General features: G+C 56.5%; 24 protein-coding genes and 1 pseudogene. 15 read left to right on the top strand and 10 right to left on the bottom strand.

The features are described from left to right. On the top strand, nucleotides 1-584 hold a 584-nt coding region (locus ACXJ5O_RS04050; RefSeq protein ID WP_457298766.1), incomplete at its 5' end, for a tetratricopeptide repeat protein. A 15-nt stretch (nucleotides 585-599) separates the two neighbouring features. Continuing rightward, a complete protein-coding gene (locus ACXJ5O_RS04045) occupies nucleotides 600-935 on the top strand; it encodes a hypothetical protein (protein WP_457298765.1) in 336 nt (111 codons plus the stop codon). Between the two features lie 456 nt (nucleotides 936-1,391). On the opposite strand, the gene ACXJ5O_RS04040 is transcribed toward ACXJ5O_RS04045, so the two are convergent. Further along, complete coding sequence (locus ACXJ5O_RS04040; protein ID WP_457298764.1) at nucleotides 1,392-1,829, bottom strand: hypothetical protein; 438 nt, start codon at nucleotides 1,827-1,829, stop codon at nucleotides 1,392-1,394. Nucleotides 1,830-2,136: 307 nt separating this feature from the next. Next, complete coding sequence (locus tag ACXJ5O_RS04035; protein ID WP_457298763.1) at nucleotides 2,137-2,592, bottom strand: hypothetical protein; 456 nt, start codon at nucleotides 2,590-2,592, stop codon at nucleotides 2,137-2,139. Between the two features lie 401 nt (nucleotides 2,593-2,993). Here ACXJ5O_RS04035 and ACXJ5O_RS04030 point away from each other — a divergent pair, with 401 nt between their 5' ends. The 5 genes from ACXJ5O_RS04030 (at nucleotide 2,994) to ACXJ5O_RS04010 (ending at nucleotide 6,325) form a co-directional block, all read left to right on the top strand. After that, the gene (locus tag ACXJ5O_RS04030; protein ID WP_457298762.1) at nucleotides 2,994-3,227 is read left to right on the top strand and encodes a helix-turn-helix domain-containing protein; all 234 of its coding nucleotides are present in this window, start codon (nucleotides 2,994-2,996) and stop codon (nucleotides 3,225-3,227) included. A gap of 83 nt (nucleotides 3,228-3,310) precedes the next feature. Continuing rightward, on the top strand, nucleotides 3,311-4,366 hold the full coding sequence (ligD, locus tag ACXJ5O_RS04025; protein ID WP_457298767.1) for a non-homologous end-joining DNA ligase: 1,056 nt from the start codon (nucleotides 3,311-3,313) through the stop codon (nucleotides 4,364-4,366). Between the two features lie 165 nt (nucleotides 4,367-4,531). Continuing rightward, nucleotides 4,532-4,726 (top strand): hypothetical protein, encoded by a 195-nt coding sequence (locus ACXJ5O_RS04020; protein ID WP_457298761.1) that lies wholly within the window; start codon nucleotides 4,532-4,534, stop codon nucleotides 4,724-4,726. A gap of 543 nt (nucleotides 4,727-5,269) precedes the next feature. Then, nucleotides 5,270-5,512 carry a hypothetical protein gene (locus ACXJ5O_RS04015; protein WP_457298760.1) on the top strand — a complete coding sequence of 81 codons (243 nt, stop codon included), beginning with the start codon at nucleotides 5,270-5,272 and terminating at the stop codon, nucleotides 5,510-5,512. A 561-nt stretch (nucleotides 5,513-6,073) separates the two neighbouring features. Next, a complete protein-coding gene (locus ACXJ5O_RS04010; protein WP_457298759.1) occupies nucleotides 6,074-6,325 on the top strand; it encodes a hypothetical protein in 252 nt (83 codons plus the stop codon). A 421-nt stretch (nucleotides 6,326-6,746) separates the two neighbouring features. Here the strand turns inward: ACXJ5O_RS04010 and ACXJ5O_RS04005 are convergent, their stop codons facing one another. From ACXJ5O_RS04005 to ACXJ5O_RS03995, 3 genes are all read right to left on the bottom strand, one after another. Next, nucleotides 6,747-6,932: a c-type cytochrome gene (locus ACXJ5O_RS04005; protein WP_457298758.1), complete on the bottom strand. Its 186-nt coding sequence runs from the start codon at nucleotides 6,930-6,932 to the stop codon at nucleotides 6,747-6,749. Nucleotides 6,933-7,017: 85 nt separating this feature from the next. Further along, complete coding sequence (locus tag ACXJ5O_RS04000; RefSeq protein ID WP_457298757.1) at nucleotides 7,018-7,377, bottom strand: DUF1515 family protein; 360 nt, start codon at nucleotides 7,375-7,377, stop codon at nucleotides 7,018-7,020. Continuing rightward, complete coding sequence (locus ACXJ5O_RS03995; protein WP_457298756.1) at nucleotides 7,374-7,697, bottom strand: hypothetical protein; 324 nt, start codon at nucleotides 7,695-7,697, stop codon at nucleotides 7,374-7,376. The genes ACXJ5O_RS04000 and ACXJ5O_RS03995 overlap by 4 nt, the downstream gene beginning before the upstream one ends. Nucleotides 7,698-7,954: 257 nt before the next feature. Between ACXJ5O_RS03995 and ACXJ5O_RS03990 the strand changes: the two genes are divergently transcribed. The 3 genes from ACXJ5O_RS03990 (at nucleotide 7,955) to ACXJ5O_RS03980 (ending at nucleotide 11,859) form a co-directional block, all read left to right on the top strand. Further along, nucleotides 7,955-9,091: an HlyD family secretion protein gene (locus tag ACXJ5O_RS03990; protein WP_457298755.1), complete on the top strand. Its 1,137-nt coding sequence runs from the start codon at nucleotides 7,955-7,957 to the stop codon at nucleotides 9,089-9,091. After that, nucleotides 9,088-10,692 (top strand): MFS transporter, encoded by a 1,605-nt coding sequence (locus ACXJ5O_RS03985; RefSeq protein ID WP_457298754.1) that lies wholly within the window; start codon nucleotides 9,088-9,090, stop codon nucleotides 10,690-10,692. Before ACXJ5O_RS03990 ends, ACXJ5O_RS03985 begins: the two co-directional genes overlap by 4 nt. A gap of 708 nt (nucleotides 10,693-11,400) precedes the next feature. Next, nucleotides 11,401-11,859: a GNAT family acetyltransferase gene (locus tag ACXJ5O_RS03980; RefSeq protein ID WP_457298753.1), complete on the top strand. Its 459-nt coding sequence runs from the start codon at nucleotides 11,401-11,403 to the stop codon at nucleotides 11,857-11,859. Nucleotides 11,860-11,943: 84 nt separating this feature from the next. Here ACXJ5O_RS03980 and ACXJ5O_RS03975 read toward each other — a convergent pair whose 3' ends face one another. Beyond that, nucleotides 11,944-12,828, bottom strand: a complete 885-nt coding sequence (locus ACXJ5O_RS03975; RefSeq protein WP_457298752.1) for an NmrA/HSCARG family protein — start codon at nucleotides 12,826-12,828, stop codon at nucleotides 11,944-11,946. Nucleotides 12,829-12,927: 99 nt separating this feature from the next. On the opposite strand from ACXJ5O_RS03975, the gene ACXJ5O_RS03970 reads away from it, so the two are divergent. Next, nucleotides 12,928-13,860 carry a LysR substrate-binding domain-containing protein gene (locus ACXJ5O_RS03970; RefSeq protein WP_457298751.1) on the top strand — a complete coding sequence of 311 codons (933 nt, stop codon included), beginning with the start codon at nucleotides 12,928-12,930 and terminating at the stop codon, nucleotides 13,858-13,860. Between the two features lie 12 nt (nucleotides 13,861-13,872). Here the strand turns inward: ACXJ5O_RS03970 and ACXJ5O_RS03965 are convergent, their stop codons facing one another. The 4 genes from ACXJ5O_RS03965 to ACXJ5O_RS03950 form a co-directional block, all read right to left on the bottom strand. Then, nucleotides 13,873-14,967 (bottom strand): alcohol dehydrogenase family protein, encoded by a 1,095-nt coding sequence (locus tag ACXJ5O_RS03965; RefSeq protein ID WP_457298750.1) that lies wholly within the window; start codon nucleotides 14,965-14,967, stop codon nucleotides 13,873-13,875. Nucleotides 14,968-14,977: 10 nt separating this feature from the next. Further along, nucleotides 14,978-16,357, bottom strand: coding sequence for an aminotransferase (locus ACXJ5O_RS03960; protein WP_457298749.1), 1,380 nt, complete (start codon nucleotides 16,355-16,357; stop codon nucleotides 14,978-14,980). Nucleotides 16,358-16,375: 18 nt separating this feature from the next. Beyond that, entirely contained in the window at nucleotides 16,376-17,869 is a 1,494-nt protein-coding gene (locus ACXJ5O_RS03955; protein ID WP_457298748.1) for an NAD-dependent succinate-semialdehyde dehydrogenase, read from the bottom strand. 135 nt (nucleotides 17,870-18,004) lie between these two features. After that, nucleotides 18,005-18,499: an Lrp/AsnC family transcriptional regulator gene (locus ACXJ5O_RS03950; protein WP_457298747.1), complete on the bottom strand. Its 495-nt coding sequence runs from the start codon at nucleotides 18,497-18,499 to the stop codon at nucleotides 18,005-18,007. 86 nt (nucleotides 18,500-18,585) lie between these two features. On the opposite strand from ACXJ5O_RS03950, the gene ehuR reads away from it, so the two are divergent. The 4 genes and pseudogenes from ehuR to ACXJ5O_RS03930 all read left to right on the top strand — a co-directional run. Beyond that, nucleotides 18,586-19,971 (top strand): MocR-like ectoine utilization transcription factor EhuR, encoded by a 1,386-nt coding sequence (gene ehuR / locus ACXJ5O_RS03945; RefSeq protein ID WP_457298746.1) that lies wholly within the window; start codon nucleotides 18,586-18,588, stop codon nucleotides 19,969-19,971. Between the two features lie 125 nt (nucleotides 19,972-20,096). Beyond that, entirely contained in the window at nucleotides 20,097-20,894 is a 798-nt protein-coding gene (ehuA, locus tag ACXJ5O_RS03940) for an ectoine/hydroxyectoine ABC transporter ATP-binding protein EhuA (RefSeq protein WP_457298745.1), read from the top strand. Nucleotides 20,895-20,948: 54 nt separating this feature from the next. Next, entirely contained in the window at nucleotides 20,949-21,797 is an 849-nt protein-coding gene (gene ehuB, locus ACXJ5O_RS03935; protein ID WP_457298744.1) for an ectoine/hydroxyectoine ABC transporter substrate-binding protein EhuB, read from the top strand. Nucleotides 21,798-21,876: 79 nt separating this feature from the next. Then, nucleotides 21,877-22,031, top strand: a pseudogene (locus tag ACXJ5O_RS03930) (ectoine/hydroxyectoine ABC transporter permease subunit EhuC); the annotation flags it as partial.

The following is a 22,031-nucleotide window of genomic DNA, read 5'->3' as shown; positions in this document are numbered from 1 at the left end:
ACCTTGGTGCACTATACAACAGCGGCGATGGGGTACCAAGAGACGACAAGTTGGCCGCCGAATGGTACCGCAAAGCGGCGATGCAAGGTAGCCCGGAGGGACAAAACAATCTTGGCTACATGTATGAGGTCGGTTCGGGGGTGGCCCAGTATTATGACCTCGCGGTTTACTGGTATCGCAAGGCTGCCGAGCAGGGTTTTGGTCCAGCTCAGACGAATATCGGTCAGTTGTACCTGGCAGGTAAAGGCGTTCCCAAGGACGATACCTTAGCTTTTGAGTGGTTGAATAAGGCAGCCGTACAGGAAGTTGCCGGTGCGCAAACCAACGTCGGCTACCTCTACCTCATGGGACAGGGCGTGAAGCAGGACGATGCAGCCGCTTTAAGTTGGTTCAATAAGGCCGCGGCGCTCGGTGAGCCCGTTGCGCAGCGCAACCTTGGGCTCATGTACTATCGTGGTAGAGGTGTAGAGCAAAGCAACAGCCGAGCTGCGGAATGGCTCAAGAAGGCAGCTGACAATGGCGACGAGCCAGCAAGAAAAGCCATGGAAGAGATGGCGGGCTCGGGCATTATTTCGGGTACCTAAGATGGCTCACCGGCTATGAGTGGTCCAAATGAAGAAATGACAGCATCGCTACTACCTAAACCGATCAGGGCTCTGCTTGGGATCTGGCTGCTGCTCGGCTGCCTGCCAGTTTTTGCAGCAATGCTCGGCTATAACTTCCTGCCATCAACTGAATGGGTCTCTACAACCGGCTTAGCTGGCTTTGCTGCTGGTATGGCCACCGCGGCATTTGTGTCTTGGGCTGTCCTCAAAGTTCTGAAGGGCCCTGCCAATGTCGCGGGAAGCGAGATGGCGAAAAAAGCTGGCATCTTGGCCGCTCCTTTCCTCTCTTATGTTCTGGGAAAGAATGCAGCGGTCATCGCCGTTCGATGATTCTTGCTGCGATCGTCGGCCATCACGTCGAACTCCCGTTTACGGTGGTACGGGCCAATCAGTACGGTGACAGACGATGCCGCTCACCAGTTGAGTTCCAAGGGCTACCGTTTTTCTCCGACCGCATTTGTGGCGTCTCGAACGACTTCAGGCAGAGTCTTACACCTGGAGGGCGCATCCTCGTCATCGGCCGTGGGACCAGTTTAGGTGTTTATGCTGAGAGTTTGCGCACGGTTGATTGAGGATGGGAGGCAAAGGTCAAAGGGGATGCCAATAACTTGCATAGAGGCCTTGGGGCCCGCGACGCGGTCGCGCGCGAATTCTCGCGAAAACCGGCGATGGGCCTCCGGTGCCGACTGAACCTTTGCTAATCTACAAAGGCTCAGTTGAGGTGACTGCCGCTGCCCCGGGCGTTGTTTTCGGCCATTTTCCAGGCCGACACGGCTCGCAAAAAAATTAAGACTCTGAGGCGCGAATGAGATCAGTTAATTGCCAAACGTCAGCGCTAGTATAGTGGTCAAGGAACTCTTGAGTGCAGAGCGAGCCGATTGTTGACGGCTTCATCGATCGCGCCGCGCGGAAGATCATGGCTTCCCCCGATTGCATGCGCCCTTTGTCGGAAAACGTCATCACGGCATGCAGGAATGGTCTGGACGAGATCGTGTGCTTCCTGACGTTGCTTATCGTGCCAAAGCCTTGTTCGATGCCGATCCTTCTCAACAGATCTTGGAAGCTTTTTGGATCGTAGTGATTGTCGACAGCCCATCGCCAGGCAAATCCGAAACTCCATGCTCGGTCTCGTGGCCAACTCCGGACAAGATTTTCCGCCATCGCACGGCGGCGCGCCTGATCACTCGACAATGTCACGTCTTTCAATGATTGCTGCATTTCCATTGCCACCACCTCATGCCAATTTCAGTACTGTAGATTACGTTGCTAGCTTCCTTATTTTAGCACACCGCCCGAGTGTTTGCCGCGGCATTGTTGTTGTTTGATAAAGGGTTTCTGAAGGTGATCCAACATTTTCCGACGACCCCAAGGGGTCCCGAGACTTAAGCGGAATATCAAACGCAGGCCCGCACGCGCTCCCCCGCAGGGGTGGCCCGTTCCCATCGATGCCCGCCCCCGACCCTTGTGAACTTCCCATTAATTATCGCCCGATTGAGCAGGCTCGGTTCGCGACCGACCCTTTGCAAAATATCTAGCCGTTTGATGGCTCTTGCAGCAACAACGTTTTCATTTGGGCGACATTGTTGGCAAACTCCATGAACTCGTGACGCTCCATGGGATAGTACTGGTAGTTGCCACTGGCGATACCGGCCAAGACGACATATTTGCCTGATTTTTCCTGTTTCAGGCGCAGGGAAACGGTGCAACTGCCGCCTAGAAGCTGCGTATCAATCTGTTGCAGCACCTCACCGGTCGCGGCCATCTTTATTGCGCGAAAAAATCCCAACAATCGAAGCTCTCCCCTGTCAGCCAAGCTGGGGCTGATCAGCATCGATTCCCGGTTCATTTGCAATACGGCTGACACCATCGTTGCACCCGTAATAGCCGAAGACCTGACCATCGACGCGGTCAAGGCCATGCCATGCCCGCAATGAGTTACTTCAGGCGCCCGCCAGCAGTTTTTCCTTGCTGGTGAATAGAATTCCAAAAGCACTGCCGTTCATGATGGCCCCGCGTGATCTGCCCCAAAATAGTCCAAAAGCACTACACGCGATTCGAATGCATCCGCAACCGCCGGTTGAGATCAAAGAATAGTGTGATTAATGGATTCTTCTTTTAGTTGCTGTGCAGCAACAAAAAAACCTTCCGTATGAATATTGTCTATCAGAAGGTGTGGAACTCAGCGTTCATACATCGTTCCGGAGCATGGCAAAACGCTCGACACGACGAAAAGAAACGCGATTGACGCCCCCCTCGGGCTCTGCGAACTTCCTGCAACAAATGGGGGAGACAAAATTATAGTCGGAGACCGATCTGCAATTCCGCTTAAAACTTCCTCATGAAACATCGCATGGAAACGTTCAGAGAGACCGTCGGAGAGACACAAGGTTGCCAGTATATCATTCTAAAAAAATTGACATTGAAATTGGGGCTAAGCTTAAGGAACCTCGGCTTCAAGCCGGGATGTCACAGGAGAAGTTTGGAAGGGCCATGGGCTTTTCATACGCCCAGGTTCAAAAGTACGAGCAGGGCAAAAACAGAATAGCAGTTTCAACTCTCGTGGGATGGGCGCCCACCCTATGGACTTCCTTTTACGTGCTGTGCCGGGGTTGGCGCCAATAGAGGTTCCTCCTGAGAATGGTGGATAATGAAAATTGACTACCGGCCGTGCGGAACTGATGCCGATCATTTCACGTTCGAATTGGATGGCAAAAAGCTCGACACGCAAATTGAAGACAATCGGACTTCTGACCGATCTCAATGCACCACTCAAAAGCCAATCAATAAAGCCGCGCGACAAGCGGCAATCGCAGCTTGCGCTTGATCCCATGCCAGCGCGTATTGAACCTCAACTGGCGACCCTCGCCACAAAGGTGCCTAACGGTGGTGGCTGGGCCTACGAGGTCAAATGGGATGGCTATCGTCTGGCCGTACATGTAGAACCGAACCGGGTGCGCATCATCACCCGTGGTGGCCACGACTGGACATCCTATTTTCCGGCCATAGCCGCAGCAGCGAAAGATCTCGGACCGGCTACCATGATCCTAGATGGTGAGGCGGTCGTGCTTGACGAAAAGGGCCTGCCCAACTTCGGACTGTTGCAACAGGACCTCGGCGGCCGGCGGGCGACACGCGCGGCAAAGAACGCAGTCCTTTACGCATTCGATTTGCTTTACTTCGACGGTCACGACCTCACCGGCATCGAACTATCGTCGCGGCGGCAGATGCTCGCGACCCTGCTTGCGGATGCCGTAGGGGCGATCCGGCTTTCGGAAGAATTCGATACAGATGGAGAGCTCCTTCTGCGGAACGCGTGCATGCACGGACTTGAAGGGATCATCGCGAAGGATCGAAACAGCACCTATCGCTCCGGAAGGTCCGGCGACTGGCTCAAAATCAAATGCAGCAACAGCGAAAGCTTTGCGGTCATTGGCTATGAACCTTCCGTCAAGGTACGCGGGTCAATCGCAAGTCTGCTACTTGCAGCGCACAGTCAAGATGGGCTCGTTTATGTCGGCAACGTCGGTACAGGCTTTTCGTCCAAACTGGCTCGCGACCTGAAACAAAAGCTCGATACCATGCGCATCGACAAGCCAGCGGCGCCGGTCAAGGGTAAGACACTGGTGTTTACGGAACCGAGTCTCGTAGCTGAAGTCGTATTCGGCGGATGGACGCATGATCGAAAACTGCGTCACACATCCTTTAAGGGGCTAAGGGACGTTGCTGATAGCACTGAAATCTACACGATTGACCGGAACTAATGACTTTGATGAGAGTTGGAGCAGCGTTGTCCGGCAGACATCACACGCACCTGGCAACAGAGGCTCGTCGTAATTTCACCCACCCTTCGGGAAACTCCGCGGCGAGCCTCACTTTTTGTTAACCATACCCGTAATCACCACCGCGAACAGCAACGGAAAGCCACCATGCCCATAATGCCGCCACAGGATGACCGCGACGACCTGGATTGCCAGGAAGCTTTGGAAGTGGAATTCCAGGCGCATGCGGGAGTGGCGTTACTGCAGCTATTGGAAGACGCTAAGTCGGTGGGTTGGCCCGAAGCGGAAGCGCGCAAAGCTATTACGCGGTTGATTGAGGTGCACATCTCAGGCGTCGTATGATGACCAACTTATGTGGCGGTGGCCGAGAATTCGTGCCCCCATTGAACCAAGCCGTCTACAATCACACGTATCTTGGCGGGCAAAGTCTTTGTGCGTGGCCAAGAACGTTGATGGGCATTAAAACTCTCAGAACTGATGTTTTTGTAGTCCGAGGGCGCATACATAAGGATGTGTAGGTCTTTTGATTTTTGCTCGTAGGCCTTTAGGCCGATCTCGCGTCGTCTGATTAATGCTATCGTTGAGAGTGCAAGGCCCCAAGGCCAATAGCCCCGGTTGGCTATCCTTGAGACTCCAGTTGACCGGGCCTTTAAAAAGAGCAGCTACAGCACATTTTATGAAATCGATTATTGCAAACATTATCCACATTGGSGGTGCTCGAAAGTCCACCGCCTTTTTGTTRGTATGATGATGAAYTTCACYTTGAAGCCGGTCGTTGTGGCCGAAACCTGCTGACGCCCATGGTTTGTGGCGCGATATGTGGGACGAAATGTGGCCCAAGGTGCTGATCGTTTTCATGCGCCTGAAATTGACAACAGATTATGCATGACAAAAGGCGATGATACGACTAGGGCCGACAAGAAAGCTAAGGCGGCTGCAAGACTGCGTAAATGGCTGGCTGCCAATCCGCTGGCTGCCAATCCACCGAGTCCCGAGCAGAAGGCGAAGGCAGCGGCAAGGTCCCGGAAGTGGCGGCAGGAGAAGCGCTACAGTGCGGACATGAAAGCTTTGCACGATGCTAATCGCGAACAGCAGAGCACGTGCCTGAAGAAGAACAATCTCTACTGATCTGATTGCTCTCTCTCGGCTTTTATCCAGCCGGGCTAAGAGATCATGAAATCTTTCGTCGTTCTCCGGAACGCTATGTCCGGTTTGAATATGCGTCGCAAAGTCCTTGTGGCGAAGACCGCGCTTGAACACCTCGGCGGGTGCTCGGATTTGTCCCTTTTTGGTCATCCCAACCCGCCTGAAATGTGGCTGCTAGCTCTCCAACACATGAGTGACGGGATCGTTCCGCACTTGTCCGCCAATGGACGAACGACGGCGTCGAGCGAGGACATTGAGCATGCTATCAGGATGAATTCGTGCATGCATGCCGGAACGAACCTTTGCTATCGTAGTTGGTAATCTGTCGGAGAGCGCCGAACTCTTCGGCCGAGGTCTGGCGTCGTTAGCGTGGTCGTGACGACGTCGGCCTCACCTATTAGAATTGCCTGCGGCCCTAACTATCAAAATTCGCCCCTCGCGGTGGGCGGCGATCCACTCCGGCCAGTCATTAGATGCAACTTGAGACGCCATGCTGACGTTGTTGGCAGTTATGTGCATCCTGGCCTTGGATTGGAGAGACCTATGGCTCAGATTAAAGGACCTGTACTACCTGCTATACACCCTAAACGCTGTCTTGACTGCGAGCGGGCCTTGCAAGAGCGCTTTACGGCAATTGCGGAAAATAATGAACGGCGGGTTGAAGCCCTTAAAGAATTGATTGTGGAGGCCATTGAAGCTGGTTGGACCGAGCCGGAGGTGAAGCGTGCACTTGTGGATATGATAGAGGCCAGGGAGGACACGAGCAAAGCAGACAATTCATGGCTGCCATGGTAGCCGGTCCGGAGCTGCCGCGGAAACAAACGGTCGATGGGAATATATGCGAAAAGGCGGGACTATCATGATGGAAGACGACGAGGAACTCATGCGCGCGAAATCAACCGGCAAGCCGACAGGGCCGAGGAGATGCGGCCGGCCCGGATAGACCGTTACGCCTTGGCGGTAACGCTGGCTGGTCGCTTCCAGCAGCATAGCGCGGAGGAAATCGAAAAATTGCTTACCGGTGTGTGGCGGGAGAGACGTCGTGGCTGGCAGTCCACCAAGCCTCGCTAGAAAGCTTTGGCCTGGATATGGTACTGACGGGTGGCTTCCGCGGGAAAGCATGTTTATTGTTTTGCAGTATTTTCCCGCCCTCTCTCCTATGCTATGAGGAACGAAATGTGGCCCATTGTGCCGACCGTTTTCATGCCGAAAGGAATTAGTCGCCCGACTTCAGGAACTCGATGATCGTCTTGCGTTGCGCGGCATCGGCAATGCCGCCATAGGGTTTCATGCTGTTGCCTTTTACCACCTGGTCGGGATTGGCGATGAACTGGTCGAGATTTGCCTCGTCCCAGATGATGCCGGACTGCTTCATCGACGACGAGTAGTTGTAGTCCGGCAATGAGCCGGCCTGCGGCCGACGATGCCGGCGAGGTTCGGACCTTGACGGTTGTCGCCTTCCTTCACCGTATCCCCGCTAAATCGGTCTAGCTGGTCACAACCTGCTTTTTTGAGCTGGCAAGGCTGATACCAAGTGCCGTGCAGGCAATCCCGACGACTCCTAGTCCGCCCAAGCCCATTGCCCGCCATTGCTTCACCTGGTCAGTGACTTTCTTACTGTCCTTGACCTGATCGGTAATGGTAGCGATATCGGTCTTGACGTCACCAACCTCGTTGACAATATCGTCCATCCGCCGATGAACAATTGCGCGCTTTTCATCGGCTTCCCGGTTCTCGGCAAAGGCACGTCGTTCCGACGCTTCCATGTCCCGGCGCAAGCCCTGCACTTCGGCTGTGAGCGCTCCGATCGACTTGTAGATGTCATTGAGAGATAGATCGACCATCATTGCGCCTTTGCCCAATCATCCATGAAGCGGTTGCATCGATCGATTTGCGCATCGATGAGATCAGCATTGTAGAGCCAGCGGTATTGCGTGAAACGGTTCTTGTCCCCAACCTTGGGATTCACGCGCTCCATATGCCTTTCGCACTCGGCCGGCTTCTTTGGAGCAACCGGCCCTGCCGCCAACTGTCCTTGAATGGTTGCAGCCCCGATCACCTGCTCAGTTTGCCTTTGCTCGATTGTCCCGCACCCACTGATCGTCATCAGCAGTCCAAGCGCTTCCGGGAGCAGCGTCGCCGCGAATAGTCTGTTCAAGCATTTCATGGGATATCCTATTCGCCTCCGCCGCTGCCGTGGCGCGTTCTGTGCTTCGTCATAGAGTTGGGATGCCCGAAGGCGCGAACGCCTCTCCTCGGCAAGCTGTGCCTGTAGGGCGGTCTTTTCGGCTCGCAGCGCGGCGGCTGATGTCGCTGCCTTCGCCATACATTGGCAAGGAGATCAAAGCCACGATATAACCGTCAATGCACGTACTCGTTCCCAGTCTATCGCAGTGATCAAACGAACTCATTGAGGGAATCAAATTGGAGAGTGGATCGTCAACAGCGACGGGAGGCACCGCGAGCAACAAGGGCGGGCGATGGCTGTTTCCCTTGCTACGGGTTCTTTTCGTATTCGTGGTCGCCTTGCTGGCATGGCTCGTTGCCGCCAACTGGAATAAATGGATTGGCAACGCCCGTTTCCAGGCAACACAGGACGCCTTCGTTGCAGGAGACGTTACTCCGCTTTCTGCAAAGGTCTCCGGCTATGTGGCTAATGTCGCGGTGGGAGATTATCAAGCCGTTGCCAGGGGCGACCTCATCGTCGAAATTGAACCTTCCGATTACCGCGCACAGCTTGCCTTTGCTGAAGCGAACCTCGCTTCGGCGCGCGCTTCACTTGCCAATCTGGCCCATCAACGCGATGTACAACGCGCCCTCGTGAGACAGGCCGAGGCGACGATCGCGGCTGCGAATGCAGACCTTGTACGGTCGTCCCTCGAGCTGACCCGCCAGCACAGGCTTCTCGRTACGCGGATTGCGAGCACCGAACAATTGGTTGAGCAAGCGGACGCAACCGAAAAGCGCGCCAATGCCCAGCTCGAATTGAGCAAGGCGCAGCTCGATCAGCAGAACGCACTGCTCGCCGGGYTCGACGTGCAGGAGCAATTGCTTGCCGCGCAGGTGAAGGCTTCGGAGGCGCAGGTCCGTCTCGCCGAGAACAATCTTCGTTACACACGCATTCTGGCACCGGCCGACGGCCTTGTCGGTCAACGTCAGGTTCGGCCCGGTCAATTCGTCAATGTCGGGACCCAGGTCATCGCCGTTGTTCCCATGCCGAATTTATGGGTAACGGCGAACTACAAAGAGACCCAACTGACGTATATCAGGATGGGTCAACTCGCCAAAGTAACGGTCGATGCCTTTCCCGGCGTCGTGCTGACCGGCCATGTGGACAGCTGGTCACCAGGTACGGGTTCGACCTTCGCACTACTGCCGCCTGACAACGCAACGGGCAACTTTACGAAAGTCGTGCAGCGGGTGCCGGTAAAGATTGTGCTCGATGCCAACCCGGCCCTTGGCGAGCTTGTACGGCCGGGAATGTCGGTACAAGCGACAGTCGACACGAGGTCCGCTACAGAGCCACACCCCAGTTCAGCCAAAGCCTCGCCACAGCCATGAGTCTCCAAGCAGGGCCCTTCAGCTCGGCGGGAATTGCCCTMCATCCGGTTTCGGAACAGCATCCCCGACTTTCGATCGATTCGTACCGCCCGTATATCGGTCTCGTCGGCGTAATGCTGGGTGCAGTCATGGCCACGCTGGGCAGCCGTGTGACAAGTTTTGGCCTTGCGGATCTGCGCGGGGCGCTTGGCGCAGGCTATGACGAAGGGGCTTGGTTCACTACCAGTTTCGCAGTCGGCCAGATGCTGATCGGTGTCACATCGCCATATCTCGGCGCGATATTCGGTGTTCGCCGAATTCTGCTTCTCGGGATCATCCTGTTTTTCATCGCGAGCCTTCTGGGTCCATTCTCTCCCAACCTTGCCGCATTCCTGACCATGCAGTTTCTGGCCGGCGTAGGATCTGGAACGTTCATTCCACTCACGATCAGTTTCATAGTGCGGAGCCTCCCGGTAACCATGGTCATCTACGGCATCGCCATCTATGCGATGAATATCGAGTTATCCCTTAATGTAGCAGCATCTCTGGAGGGCTGGTATTCCGACAATTGGTCGTGGGCATGGATATCCTGGCAGTACTGCGTGATGCTGCCGGTTATGGCGGTGTGTGTTTGGCATGGCGTCCCCCGGGAGGAAATCAAAATTGATCTTCTGCGCCGGTTCGACTGGCCAGGTGTGGCCTACGCCGCCATCGGGTTCAGTTTGTTGTATGCGGGTCTGGATCAGGGCAATCGACTGGATTGGATCAACAATGGCATGATCAGCGCGTTGCTGGCATCCGGTTTCTTGCTGACCACTGCGTTCATCGTCCGCGAACTTGTTACGGACCACCCTTTCATAAACATCCGTCTGATTTTCCGCGAGAATCTGGTCTTGCTGCTCCTCCTGCTCGCGGGCTTTCGGTTCATAATTCTATCAACGGCGTACATCATTCCCACCTACCTTCAGACAGTCCAGAATTTTCGCGAGCTTCAGGTGGGCTCGGTCCTGCTCTGGATTGCGCTTCCACAACTTCTCATCGTGATCCCCCTTGGAGCGCTGCTCAAACGTGTCGATGGGAGATGGGTTCTTGCGATTGGTGCCGCGCTGGTTGGCACAGCCTGTCTGATGGCTACGAACCTGACAAGTCAATGGGTAACAAGCGATTTCCTTCCCTCGCAGATTCTACAGGCCTTAGGTCAATCCTTTGCACTGACGGCCTTGGTGGTATTGATCGTGAGATCGATCAACCCTGCCGAGGCGCTCACGATCGGCGCCCTCATCCAGATCAGCCGCTTGTTTGGCGGGGAAATTGGCACTGCATTCATGCAGACCTATGTACGCATACGCGAACAACTTCATTCGAACCTCATAGGCCTGCACATCGACGGGATCGCCGGATTGACACTCGACAGGATAGCGGCTTTCCGGAGTGCCTTAGGACTGCACACAAGCGATCCAGCAGCTGCGACTGCACAGGCCACGAGCTTGCTCGCGACCGCTGTGGCGCGTCAAGCCGCCGTGCTGTCATTTATTGACGGCTTCTCTGTTGCGGCCTTGGGCGCCCTCGCCTGCGTTTTCCTTGTGGCAATGATGCAAAAAGGGAAACCTGCTCCGTTTTGATAATTAACGGAGCAGTTTTCTTCGGGATATGGCATTGGGGTTTCATATCCAGTCTCAATGTGAATCTCGGGAAAGCGTCTTTGTTCTGACGATGCTCGTTCAGAGGGAGCAGGTCCATTCGAAGAGCTAGAACGTCGCCATTGCGGCGAAGGCTATATGAACGCCAATACCCGCAAATGGTTGTCGAGCAGATCATACCGGCATAATTTCCCATGCGCCAGAAACCGATATCTGCGAGGGAGGGGGCCGGCGGTTCGATATCGCGGTCCTGTTCGAGGACCGGGAGCAGCGCTTCTTATTGCATTTGTTCGCACGACGCGCCGGGTCCGTCTAACCGGAGCGAACCTGTTGTCGCGTGTAGCACCCTGCAGTTGCCGACATTGCGGGAGCCATCGCAACGGCAGGAGCCATGGGGGATGTCCATAAGAGCTCAGGTAGAAGACGTCTGTTCAAGAAAACTCCAGTCAAACTTGCGTGCCCTGCGCAAACTGGCCCGTAACAAAGTGAGAGATTAGTGCATCTGCAACTTATGTGGTGCAATGATCGAGGTAGCCGAAAAACACAGACTCGGCGACGCATCAAAATGGGCCACCGAGTTGAAGCGATTCCAAGACCAGAGATATCTACAAGGAAATTTTCAGGGGAACTTAGGCAATGATTTTCGACAGAGTTACCCGCATTGCATTTGGCGTCGCCAGCGCGTTTCTCATGTTGCTGGCTTTCGGTTTGATCGCTTACGCTGCCTATGAAGTTGTGAGCGATTTGCTGACATACAGTGCCGACATCGGCACGACCCTGCTTGAAGCAGTGGGATACACCGTGATTGCCATCGCGGTGTTCGATGTCGGCAAATACCTGTTGGAAGAAGAGGCAATTCGCGCCCGTGAAATGCGTCGGGCGGACGAGGCACGCAGGAGTTTGACGAAATTCATCTCGACCATTGCCATCGCAGTGTTTCTCGAAGGATTGGTTGCAGTATTCGAGGCCGGGAAAAAAGACGTCCCCATGATGATTTACCCTACCCTCCTGCTGCTCACCGGCGTTTTGTTGGTCGTTGGATYGGGCATTTATCAAAGACTGAGTGCGTCGGTGGAAAATGAAATATCTGACAAGGACACACCACAGACGACGCGGAACAGACGCTCCACTTCACAAGCAAATAAGTGAAATGGGAAGCGGACCCCAATCTTGCGATTACTGCTGGTCCGCTTCCGCCCGGGTTTTCATCGCCCCGGGGATGTCTATAAGAGCTCAGGTAGAAGACGTCTGTTCAAGAAAACTCCAGTCAAACTTGCGCGCCCAGCCGGCGAAACTGTGCCAGCTGACTTCCGGGAAATCCCGCTGCAAGGCGCTGATATCGACATCATAGCCGACGCGGTCGAACCATTCGAACATGAGTGCCACATCCTCACTTTGCTGGCGAGCCGCGGCGATCGGGATTTCCTGATAGTTGATCGGGCGGCCGATGGCTTGCGAGAGGATTTTCACCTGCTCCTCGCCGGATAACTCATCCCCGGCGAAATCAAAACGCTTGCCGAACACGCGCTCGCGCCGCTCAACCAGGGCGGCAACGAAAGCTCCGATGTCCGCCACGGCTACCAGCTGGAGAGCGCGTTTGGGAGGCATCGCGAATGCATGCGTGCCCTGGCGCAGCGCGCCAATCGACCACGGCGCGACGATATTCTCCATGAAGGCGACCGGCGCGCTGATTGTATAGGGGATGCCAAGGCCGGCGACATGTTTCTCGACAAGGTATTTGCTGTCGAAATGCGGGATACCGGTCTTCTTGTCGGCATCGGCGACGGACGAATAGATCAAATGTCCGACACCGGCAGCCTTTGCAGCGTCGGCGGCAAGAATCCCCTGGCGGGTTTCCGCCTCCACCCCGGCCTCGTAGCTGTTGCCCATCAAAAACATCGTATCGACGTCATTTGCAGCCTTCAAAACGGATGTCGCGTCACCAAGATCGCCGGCCACGATCTCGGCGCCTGCCGACGCCAGTCGCCGCGCGGTATCGCTGTCCGGCTTACGCGTAAGTGCTTTGACGCGATGTCCTCCCGATAGCAGTGCGTGCGCAACCGCGCCGCCTTGCTGACCCGTAGCGCCGGTAACCAGAACGTTTCGTTTGGTGGTCATATCTCTGCTCCTTTTGTTTCCAATGAAGCAAAGTTAAGGCCTGTCACATTAAACCATAATAGTCTATAATTGGAAAACATCGTCCCGAATTTGGATACAATGCTGGATCTCAACGATATTGTAGTGTTCGCTCGCGTCATCGAGGCCGGTAGCTTCACGGCCGCCGCGCGGCTGCTGGGCATGCCCAAGACGACGGTCAGCCGCCGCGTTGCCGCGCTTGAGCGCGAGGTCGGCGTCCGCCTGCTTCAGCGCACAACACGCAGCCTCAATGTGACGGATGCAGGACGTCTCTACTACGAACAGAGCAGCCAGGCACTGCGGACAATTGAAGATGCAAATCTACAGCTTGCGGAAGCGAGGGCAGAGCCTTCGGGCATAATCCGGATATCGGCTCCGGTCGGCTTCGGTGGTCACTTTTTATCCRGCGCGATTTTCGATTTTCTGGCGACGTATCCGAAAACCAAAGTCGAGTTGTGCCTGACCGACGACACGCTCAATCTGGTCGAGAACGGTATAGACCTCGCATTCCGCACCGGGATCCTTCCAGACTCCACACTGATCGCCCGCAAACTCGGCTCTACGCATAGAATTCTGTGCGCCAGCCCGGACTATCTCGCCCGTCATGGCGTGCCATTGGCGCCGGCGGACCTCGCCCGCCACCACTGCGTCATCGCCGGCCCGTCGATAGCGAATCTGCACTGGGTGTTGGAAGGCTTGCATGGCCAGGAAACGGTTACAGTGTCTGGGCGCTTCGCCGCCAACGAAATGCAGGCAGTAACTGCTGCTGCAATTGCAGGCTACGGCATCGCCCAAATACCCTACCAGGCGGCTGCGACTCCTATCAAGGACGGGCGGTTGCACCGCGTTCTCGACGATTACACGACATCGGTCGGCGGCCTCCATGTTATATACCCGAGCAGCCGACACCTTTCGCCCCTGGTCAAGGCATTCATCGAGCTTGCGGCGGAGCGATGGAGCGCCGCCAGCGAGAATTATGGCGCCCTGGTCGAATCGAACCAAAGCAGCCAGTAAGCCAGACCGCTCCTACATTTGCGGGAATTTCGAGTCCGGCACCACGACCAGTTTCCCGACAAATCCCTTTGCCATGAAATCGGTCTGTGCTTTGTGAAACTCGGACAGGCGATAGACGCCGCCGACGAGCGGCTTGATCTTGCCTTCCTCTATGTAGCGCACGATACGGCGGAAATCGCCGCGTGTACCCTGCGATGATCCATGCAGAGCGAGCTGCTTGAGGTACATGGTACGCAGGTCCAGCTGCACGACCGGTCCGCCGATCGCTCCCGCTGTGGTATAGCGGCCCTCGGCGCGCAGGATGCGTAGAAGATCGTTGAACATCGCACCGCCAACGAGATCGGCAACGACATCGATGGGCTTCCCACCCGTTGCATCATTGACCGCCGCAACGATATCTTGCGTGCCGCGCGTGATGACTGCTTCGGCGCCGAGATCGAGCAGCGCCTGTTCCTTGCCAGGTCCGACGAGTGCATAGGGAATTGCGCCGCGCGCTCGCGCAAGCTGGACAATGCCGGAACCGACACCGCCGGACGCGCCGGTGACAAGTAAGCGTTCGCCATGTTTCAGCCCTGCCCGTTCCAGCATCTGTTCGCCAGTCAGGTAAGCACAGCAGAACGTCGCCAGTTCGACATCGGTCATGTCCGTATCCACGACATGGGCGTTCTCGGCGGGCACCGTGACATATTCTGCATAGCCGCCATCGCGGCCGTGACCAATATAATCGATATCTGCAAGGCTATCGTCGTCACGATTATAGATGGAGAAGTCCACCATGACCCGCTGACCAGTGCGGTCCTGCGGAACGCCCTCGCCGACAGCCGCGATATTTCCAACGATATCAGTTCCCTGAATTCGCGGAAAGGTCAGCGTCGGCTCTTGTCTGCGCCAGGTGGAAACGGCGCCGGCATCTTCCTCGGTGCCGTAAGCGCCTTCGCGCACCCACACATCAGTGTTGTTCATGCCGCATGCCGTGACCGAAATCAGCACTTCGCCTGCAGCAGGCGCTGGAACTGGTGCCTGTGTATTGTAGACCAGCTTGTCGAGGCCGCCATGGCCGGTGAGTTGAACCGCGGCCATGGTTTTCGAAAACTTCTCGTGCATCATCTTTGCTACCTCAGAGTGTCTTGGCTACCGACTCGACAGCGTCGGCTGCGGCTTTGACGACGATATCCGCTTCCTCCCGTGTCAAACACAGGGGCGGCGCGAAGCCAAGAATGTCACCTTGCGGCATGGCGCGGCCAATGACACCCCGTTCCGCCAGTGCCGTTGCGATGCGCGGCCCGACTTTCAATGCCGGATCGAAGAACTTGCGGTCGTCCTTATCTGTGACAAACTCCACAGCGGCCAGCATGCCGTCACCACGGACCTCGCCGACGATCGGGTGATCAGCCAGCGCCTGCGTCAACTGCCCGCGGAAATAGGCACCTGTCTCACCAGCATTGGTCACGAGATCGAGCTTGTCGATCAATTCGAGATTGGCGACGCCGGCGGCCGTGCAAATTGGATGTGCCGAATAGGTCCAGCCGTGACCGAGCGCACCCAGCATATCCGAGCCTTGCACCAGCACTTGCCAGACCTTGTCGGAAACGATGACGCCCGACAGCGGCGCATAGGCAGAGGTCAAACCCTTGGCGATGGTGATCAGGTCCGGTTTGATATCGTAGTGATCGGAACCGAACATGGTGCCCAGACGGCCAAAGCCGGTCACAACCTCATCGGCGATCAACAGAATGTCGTATTTATTGAGGACAGCCTGGATTTTTTGCCAATACTGCGCCGGCGGCGGCACAATACCGCCCGTGCCAAGGATCGGCTCGCCAATGAACGCAGCCACCGTTTCCGGACCTTCGGCCAGGATCATCTCCTCAAGCTTGTCGGCGCAATACTGGGAGAATTGCTCCTCGCTCATCGAGCGGTCTTCGCGACGGAAATAATAGGGCGCTTCGGTGTGCAGGATCGGCGCGCGCGGCAGGTCGAAGGCGTTGTGGAAAAGTTCGAGGCCGGTCAGGCTGCCAGTCATGACGCCAGAGCCATGATAGCCACGCCAGCGTGAAATGATCTTCTTCTTTTCCGGACGTCCGAGCACATTGTTGTAGTACCAGACCAGCTTGATGTTGGTCTCATTCGCGTCAGAACCRGACAGACCGAAATAGACCCGGCTCATGCCTTCCGGCGCACGGTCAATGATCATCTTGGCCAATGTGATCGATGCATCCGTGCCGTGCCCGACATAGGCGTGATAATAAGCGAGCTCCTTGGCCTGCTTGGCAATCGCGTCGGCGATTTCCGTCCGCCCATAGCCCACATTGACGCAATAAAGCCCGGCAAACGCGTCGATACTGGTCCGTCCGGTACTATCGGTGATGTGAACGCCCTCACCGCTCCTGATCACCCGGGTCGGCGTTTCGCCGCGCGCGTGGGTACCCATATGCGTCGAGGGGTGAAAGAAATGATCCCTGTCCCAGGCGTTCAGTTCGTTAGAGCGGTCAAGCATGATGATTTCCTTTAAAATTCAGTGCGTATCGATGCAGAGATATTTGAGTTCGGTGAAAGCCTCGATCCCATGACGCGAGCCCTCGCGGCCAAGACCTGACTGTTTGACGCCGCCAAATGGAATCGGTGCGCCGGTTATTTTCACGCGATTGATCGCGACCATGCCGTATTGGAGTTTGCGTCCAAGACGCATCATTCGCGCTCCATCCTTCGTGACGGCGTAGGCGACCAGACCGTATTCCGTGGCGTTGGCTCGCGCGACGACCTCATCTTCGGTGTCGAACGAGGTGATCGCTGCAACAGGACCAAACGTTTCCTCGCGCATGATAAGCGCATCGTCGGAGACATTGGTCAGAAGCGTCGGCTCGTAAAAGAGCGCACCGGCCTGATGGCGTTTACCGCCGGCGAGGCAATTCGCCCCGCGCGCCAGGGCATCTGCGACTTGTTCCTCAACCTTCTGCACCGCTCGCTCGTGCATCAACGGCCCGATATCACTGCCTTCGGTCAATCCCGGCGCGACCCTGAGCTCCCCGATTCGCTTGGCAAATGCAGTGGCAAAAGCGTCATGAATAGAGCGCTCGACATATATGCGGTTGGCTGCGAGGCAATCCTGACCGGACGTTGCGAATTTTGCATCGACGGCGATGTCCACCGCGCGCGCGATATCGGCGTCGGCGAAAATGATCAACGGCGCATGGCCGCCAAGCTCCATGATCAGATTTTTCATCGTCGGAGCACACTGGGCCGCGATCAAACGACCAACTTCCGTCGAGCCAGTGAAACTCAAAGCTCGAACGCGCGAATCTTCACAGAGACGACGGACAATGGTGGCTGCGTCGCCTGTGACAATGTTGAAAACGCCACCCGGAATACCTGCGCGGTCGGCAAGTTCGGCTAATGCCAGCGCCGATAGCGGCGTTTCGGACGATGGATGCGCAACGATCGTGCACCCGGCCGCCAACGCCGCCGCGGCTTTTCTCGTCAGCATCGCCGATGGAAAGTTCCACGGTGTGACGACGCCAACAACGCCCAAGGCCTCGCGCCGGACGATCATTTCGGCATCCGGCAGATGACTGGTAACGCCCTCGGCGTTGAGCCGTTTGGCTTCTTCCGCATACCATTCGATAAAAGATGCAGCATAGTCGATCTCGCCGCGGGACTCAGCCAGCGGCTTGCCCTGTTCCAGTGTCATGATCAAAGCCAGATCATCCCTGGCTTCGAGGATGAGTTCATACCAGCGGCGCAGCTTGGCTGTGCGCTCTTGCGGCAAGAGATCCCGCCACGCTGGGAATGCCTTCGCCGCGGCATCGATTGCAATTGTTGTTTGATCGGCATTGAGTTTCGAAACCCAACCGATTTTGGCGCCGGACGCCGGATCGCTGACCTCGAACGTCTGAACTGCGTCGCCGGCCGTCCAATGGCCGTCGACATAAGCCAGTTCGCGCAGCATGCGGCGGTCGCGCAGGCCATTGAGGGCCGGATGGCGGTCTGGTCGTGCGAAATGGGCGGACATGCAGCTCTCCCGAAAATGTTCGGTACAAGACTCGCATGAAAATGAAGAGAGAGAGGCTGTTTCCCGTTGCTATCCAGGAGAGATTGTCTGCATCAGGACCGCAATGAAGAGAGATTGACTAGCTAGGGTCAGGACCTAGGGGCCGGTTGCCGTTACGAGGTCGGCGACCGGCAGAATAGCATCATCTTTAACCGTCTTGGTGACGATATAGGTGAAATAGCGGTCTATCCCTATTTMGCGCTGCAAGAGGCCATCCACCAGACGCTGATAAGCATCGATATCCCCCGCCATGACCTTCAACACATAGTCCACACCGCCGCCGACTGACCAGCATGCCACAACCTCCGGTATGGTCTTGATCGCCCGCTCGAACCGGTCGAAATCCGCCTGACGATGCGCTCCAAGGGTCACTTCCATCAGTACGGTTGTTACCGGCGTCACCAGGCGCAGAGCAATACGAGCATGATAACCGGTGATAATTCCGGCTTTCTCCAGCCGGCGCAGGCGCGTCCAGCATGGCGTCGGCGAGATGCCGACGCGTTCGGCCAGGGCAAGTTTGGTGATCCGGCCCTCGCGCTGAATCTCGTCAAGGATGCGAATATCGATCGGATCAAGCTTGAGTGGTGTCATGTCCCGCCTGTTTAAAATTAATCCAATAACCATGACGTTGTGATTTTTCGATTGTCAATTGCACTGACTTGGATCACTTATAAATCATGACATTTTGGCGCCCCGATCCGACAACCCTCCGCCGTCCGGCCTACCTCTCGCTGGCCGAACAGATTGCACGTGCAATCGCCGATGGCAAACTTGAGAGCGGTGCACGCCTGCAGACCCACCGGCAAATGGCTGACGATCTGCATCTCTCAGTGCAAACCGTGAGCCGCGCCTATGAAGAGTTGATCCGGCGCAATCTTATTTCCGGTGAAACGGGACGCGGTACGTTCGTGCGCTCGCTGCGCCGCGAGCCGGATCCGCCCTATCTGCCGGAACGACTTGGCGAGGTCATTGATCTCTCAATTCTAAAACCGATCTGCGAGCCCATGCACCTGGATCGCATGAAAAAGGCGCTTGGCTGGCTTGCCGAGAACCTGCCTGCTAGTTCGGCGCTCTCCTTCCGCCCCAATGTGGTGTTTCCACGCCATCGGGCCGTTGCGGTGGAATGGCTGCGGACCTGCGGACTTGATGTGCCGGCTTCGAATATCAGCCTGACCAACGGCGCGACTGCCGCCATGAGCGTGGCGCTGATGAGCGCTGCACCGCCCGGCTCGAAGGTCGCGACCGAGGGCATTGGCCATCACACACTGACGCCGCTCGCTTCCTATCTTGGTCTGACGCTCGAGGGTCTGGCGATCGACGATCAAGGGATTGTTCCGGAGGCACTGGATGCCTGCTGCCGAGAGAGCGGTATTCGCGCGGTTTTCGTGCAACCATCGGTGATCAATCCAACCGCCACGCTGATGGGCATCGAGCGGCGCGCCGCCATTGTCGAGGTAGCACGCCAACATGACATTGCGATCATCGAAAGCGACATGCTGGGTCCGCTTGTCGAGAACCGCCCTCCGCCGATCGCGGCGCTGGCGCCGGAGCGGACGCTCTATTTCACCAGCTTCACAAAGATCGTCGTGCCGGGACTACGCATCGGCTATCTGGTCGCACCGGACCGTTACGTGGCTGCCGTCGCCAATCGTCATCTTGTATCGAACTGGATGGCAACGCCGATTGTCGCCGAGATCGCAACACGCTGGGTTTCGGACGGTACCGCGCTCGAATTGGTGAATTGGCAACGGGAAGCACTTCGCACAAGGCACGCCACAGCATCGGAAGTTCTATCCGGCATTCCGTTTCTGTCGCATCCGCAAAGTCTTCACATCTGGTTGCCGCTGACGGGGGAACGAACCGAGGAGGCCTTCGTCGCCCATGCAAGACTACAAGGTGTGGCGATCGCCACGKGCGCCTCGTTTCGCATATCAAACCATCCCTGGCATCCGGCGGTGCGCATTTCGCTCGGCTCGACAACAGAAGCGGAATTGCGTTCCGGCCTCGGGGTCGTGGCCAATTTGCTGCGTGGTGATCTCGAACATCTGTTGCTCGCGATTTAATCGTCTCGCCTGAAAATTCAGCACGATCATCTATATTGTCATGATTTAATTTTTACAATTGACATGATTTCATAAGTCTCCCATCGTTAGGGGCATGAGGCTGTCTCAACCAGAAGGAGACATGCATGCCCCCAACGAATACCGCGCCGATCATCGAGATCAACGGCATCAACAAGAGCTTCGGGGCGTTCAAAGTCCTGAACGACCTGTCGTTTAGCGTTGCGCCGCGCGAAAAGCTTGCTTTGATCGGCCCATCCGGGTCTGGCAAGACGACGATCCTGCGTATTCTGATGACGCTGGAAGGCATCGACAGCGGTGAGATCCTTGTCGATGGAGACAGTCTCTATCAGATGCAACGCAACGACAAGTTGCAGCCAGCCGACGATGCTCATCTGCATAAAATGCGCGAAAAGATTGGCATGGTCTTTCAGCTGTTCAATCTTTTCCCGCATAAATGTGTTCTCGACAACGTCACGCTGGCGCCGATGTTGACGAAAGGTGCGTCGCGCAAGGATGCCGAGCACCACGCCATGGAATTGCTCGATATGGTCGGGCTCGCCGACAAGGCAAAATCCATGCCGTCGCAATTGTCTGGTGGCCAGAAGCAGCGGGTTGCCATTGCACGCGCGCTCGCGCTCAAGCCGAAAATTATGCTCTTCGACGAGGTCACGTCCGCGCTCGATCCCGAATTGGTGGAGGAAGTGCTGAACGTTCTCTGGAAGCTTTGCCGGGAAACCGACATGACGATGCTTCTGGTGACCCACGAAATGGGCTTTGCCCACGACTTCGCCGATCGCGTTCTGTTCTTTGATCGCGGGCGAATTGTCGAGGACGGCAAACCCGACGAAATCTTCCGCCATCCCAAACAGGAAAGGACGCAGGCCTTCCTGAAGAAGATCATCGCCGCCGGTCACCGCGTCTGAAGACGGGAACCCCCGACGATTAGCAACACAAGAAAAACCAAAGGAGCTGGGAACATGACCAAACTACTAACCATCAACGCATTGCTTGGAGCGGTGGCACTTTCGGCCCTTGTGTCGTCCTTGCCTGCCAAGGCGGACGAAGCACTCGACAAGCTGAAGGCACAGGGATTTGCCCGTATCGCCATTGCCAACGAACCACCATTCACGGCCGTCAAGGCTGACGGCACCGTATCTGGCGCTGCCCCGGACGTTGCGCGTGCAGTGTTCAAGAAGCTTGGCGTCAACGACGTCGTGGCGTCTATCTCTGAATATGGCGCAATGATCCCCGGCCTACAGGCTGGACGTCATGATGTCGTTACTGCCGGTCTTTTCATGAAGCCGGAGCGTTGCAATGCCGTGGCCTATTCCGAGCCGATCCTTTGCGACGCAGAAGCATTCCTGGTGAAGAAGGGCAATCCAAAAGGCTTCAAGAGCTATGYCGATATCGCCAAGGATGAAAAGGCAACCATCGGCGCGCCTGGCGGCGGCACCGAAGAACGTCTTGCACTCGAGGCCGGTGTCCCGCGTGACCGCGTGATTGTCGTTCCGGATGGCCAGAGCGGCCTGAAAATGCTGCAGGACGGCCGTATCGATACCTATTCGCTGCCGGTCCTGTCGATCAATGATCTGGTTAAGAAAGCCAATGACCCGAATATCGAAGTCATCGCTCCCGTACAGGGCGCCCCGGTCTATTGCGATGGCGCGGCATTCCGCAAGGGCGACACGGCTCTTCGCGACGAGTTCGACAAGGTTCTCGCTGAGATGAAGACGTCGGGCGAGTTCGCCAAGATCATCGAGCCCTATGGTTTCTCGGCAAAGGCGGCGATGTCCACCACCCGCGAAAAACTCTGCGCAGCCAAGTAGTTCCGCGCGAGTCTTCGACCGCTTTGTTTAACAGCGAAGCGGTCCCATGTTCTGCAATTCCAGCAAAGGTGGCGTAGCGATGGGCCAATGGGCCGGCTATCTGCAACTCATTCTCGACGGTGCTGTCGTGACCATCAAGCTGACGCTGATGGGCTCGGCGCTGGCGCTCGTGATGGCATTCCTGGCGGGTCTCGGGCGTTTATCGCGCTTGGCGCCGGTGCGCTGGCTAGCGAC

It is taken from the genome of Phyllobacterium sp. P5_D12 (genome assembly GCF_054049495.1).
This window is presented reverse-complemented; position numbering and strand designations above follow the sequence as displayed.

What these genes read in the sequence shown, in the direction of transcription:
- ACXJ5O_RS03975 (WP_457298752.1), bottom strand. Translation starts at nt 12,828, where the DNA reads ATGACCACCAAACGAAACGTTCTGGTTACCGGCGCTACGGGTCAGCAA.
- ACXJ5O_RS04000 (WP_457298757.1), bottom strand. Translation starts at nt 7,377, where the DNA reads ATGATGGTCGATCTATCTCTCAATGACATCTACAAGTCGATCGGAGCG.
- ACXJ5O_RS03995 (WP_457298756.1), bottom strand. Translation starts at nt 7,697, where the DNA reads ATGAAATGCTTGAACAGACTATTCGCGGCGACGCTGCTCCCGGAAGCG.
- ACXJ5O_RS03955 (WP_457298748.1), bottom strand. Translation starts at nt 17,869, where the DNA reads ATGTCCGCCCATTTCGCACGACCAGACCGCCATCCGGCCCTCAATGGC.
- ligD (WP_457298767.1), top strand. Translation starts at nt 3,311, where the DNA reads ATGGCAAAAAGCTCGACACGCAAATTGAAGACAATCGGACTTCTGACC.
- ACXJ5O_RS03965 (WP_457298750.1), bottom strand. Translation starts at nt 14,967, where the DNA reads ATGATGCACGAGAAGTTTTCGAAAACCATGGCCGCGGTTCAACTCACC.
- ehuA (WP_457298745.1), top strand. Translation starts at nt 20,097, where the DNA reads ATGCCCCCAACGAATACCGCGCCGATCATCGAGATCAACGGCATCAAC.
- ACXJ5O_RS04040 (WP_457298764.1), bottom strand. Translation starts at nt 1,829, where the DNA reads ATGGAAATGCAGCAATCATTGAAAGACGTGACATTGTCGAGTGATCAG.
- ACXJ5O_RS04015 (WP_457298760.1), top strand. Translation starts at nt 5,270, where the DNA reads ATGACAAAAGGCGATGATACGACTAGGGCCGACAAGAAAGCTAAGGCG.
- ACXJ5O_RS04010 (WP_457298759.1), top strand. Translation starts at nt 6,074, where the DNA reads ATGGCTCAGATTAAAGGACCTGTACTACCTGCTATACACCCTAAACGC.
- ACXJ5O_RS04045 (WP_457298765.1), top strand. Translation starts at nt 600, where the DNA reads ATGAGTGGTCCAAATGAAGAAATGACAGCATCGCTACTACCTAAACCG.
- ACXJ5O_RS04020 (WP_457298761.1), top strand. Translation starts at nt 4,532, where the DNA reads ATGCCCATAATGCCGCCACAGGATGACCGCGACGACCTGGATTGCCAG.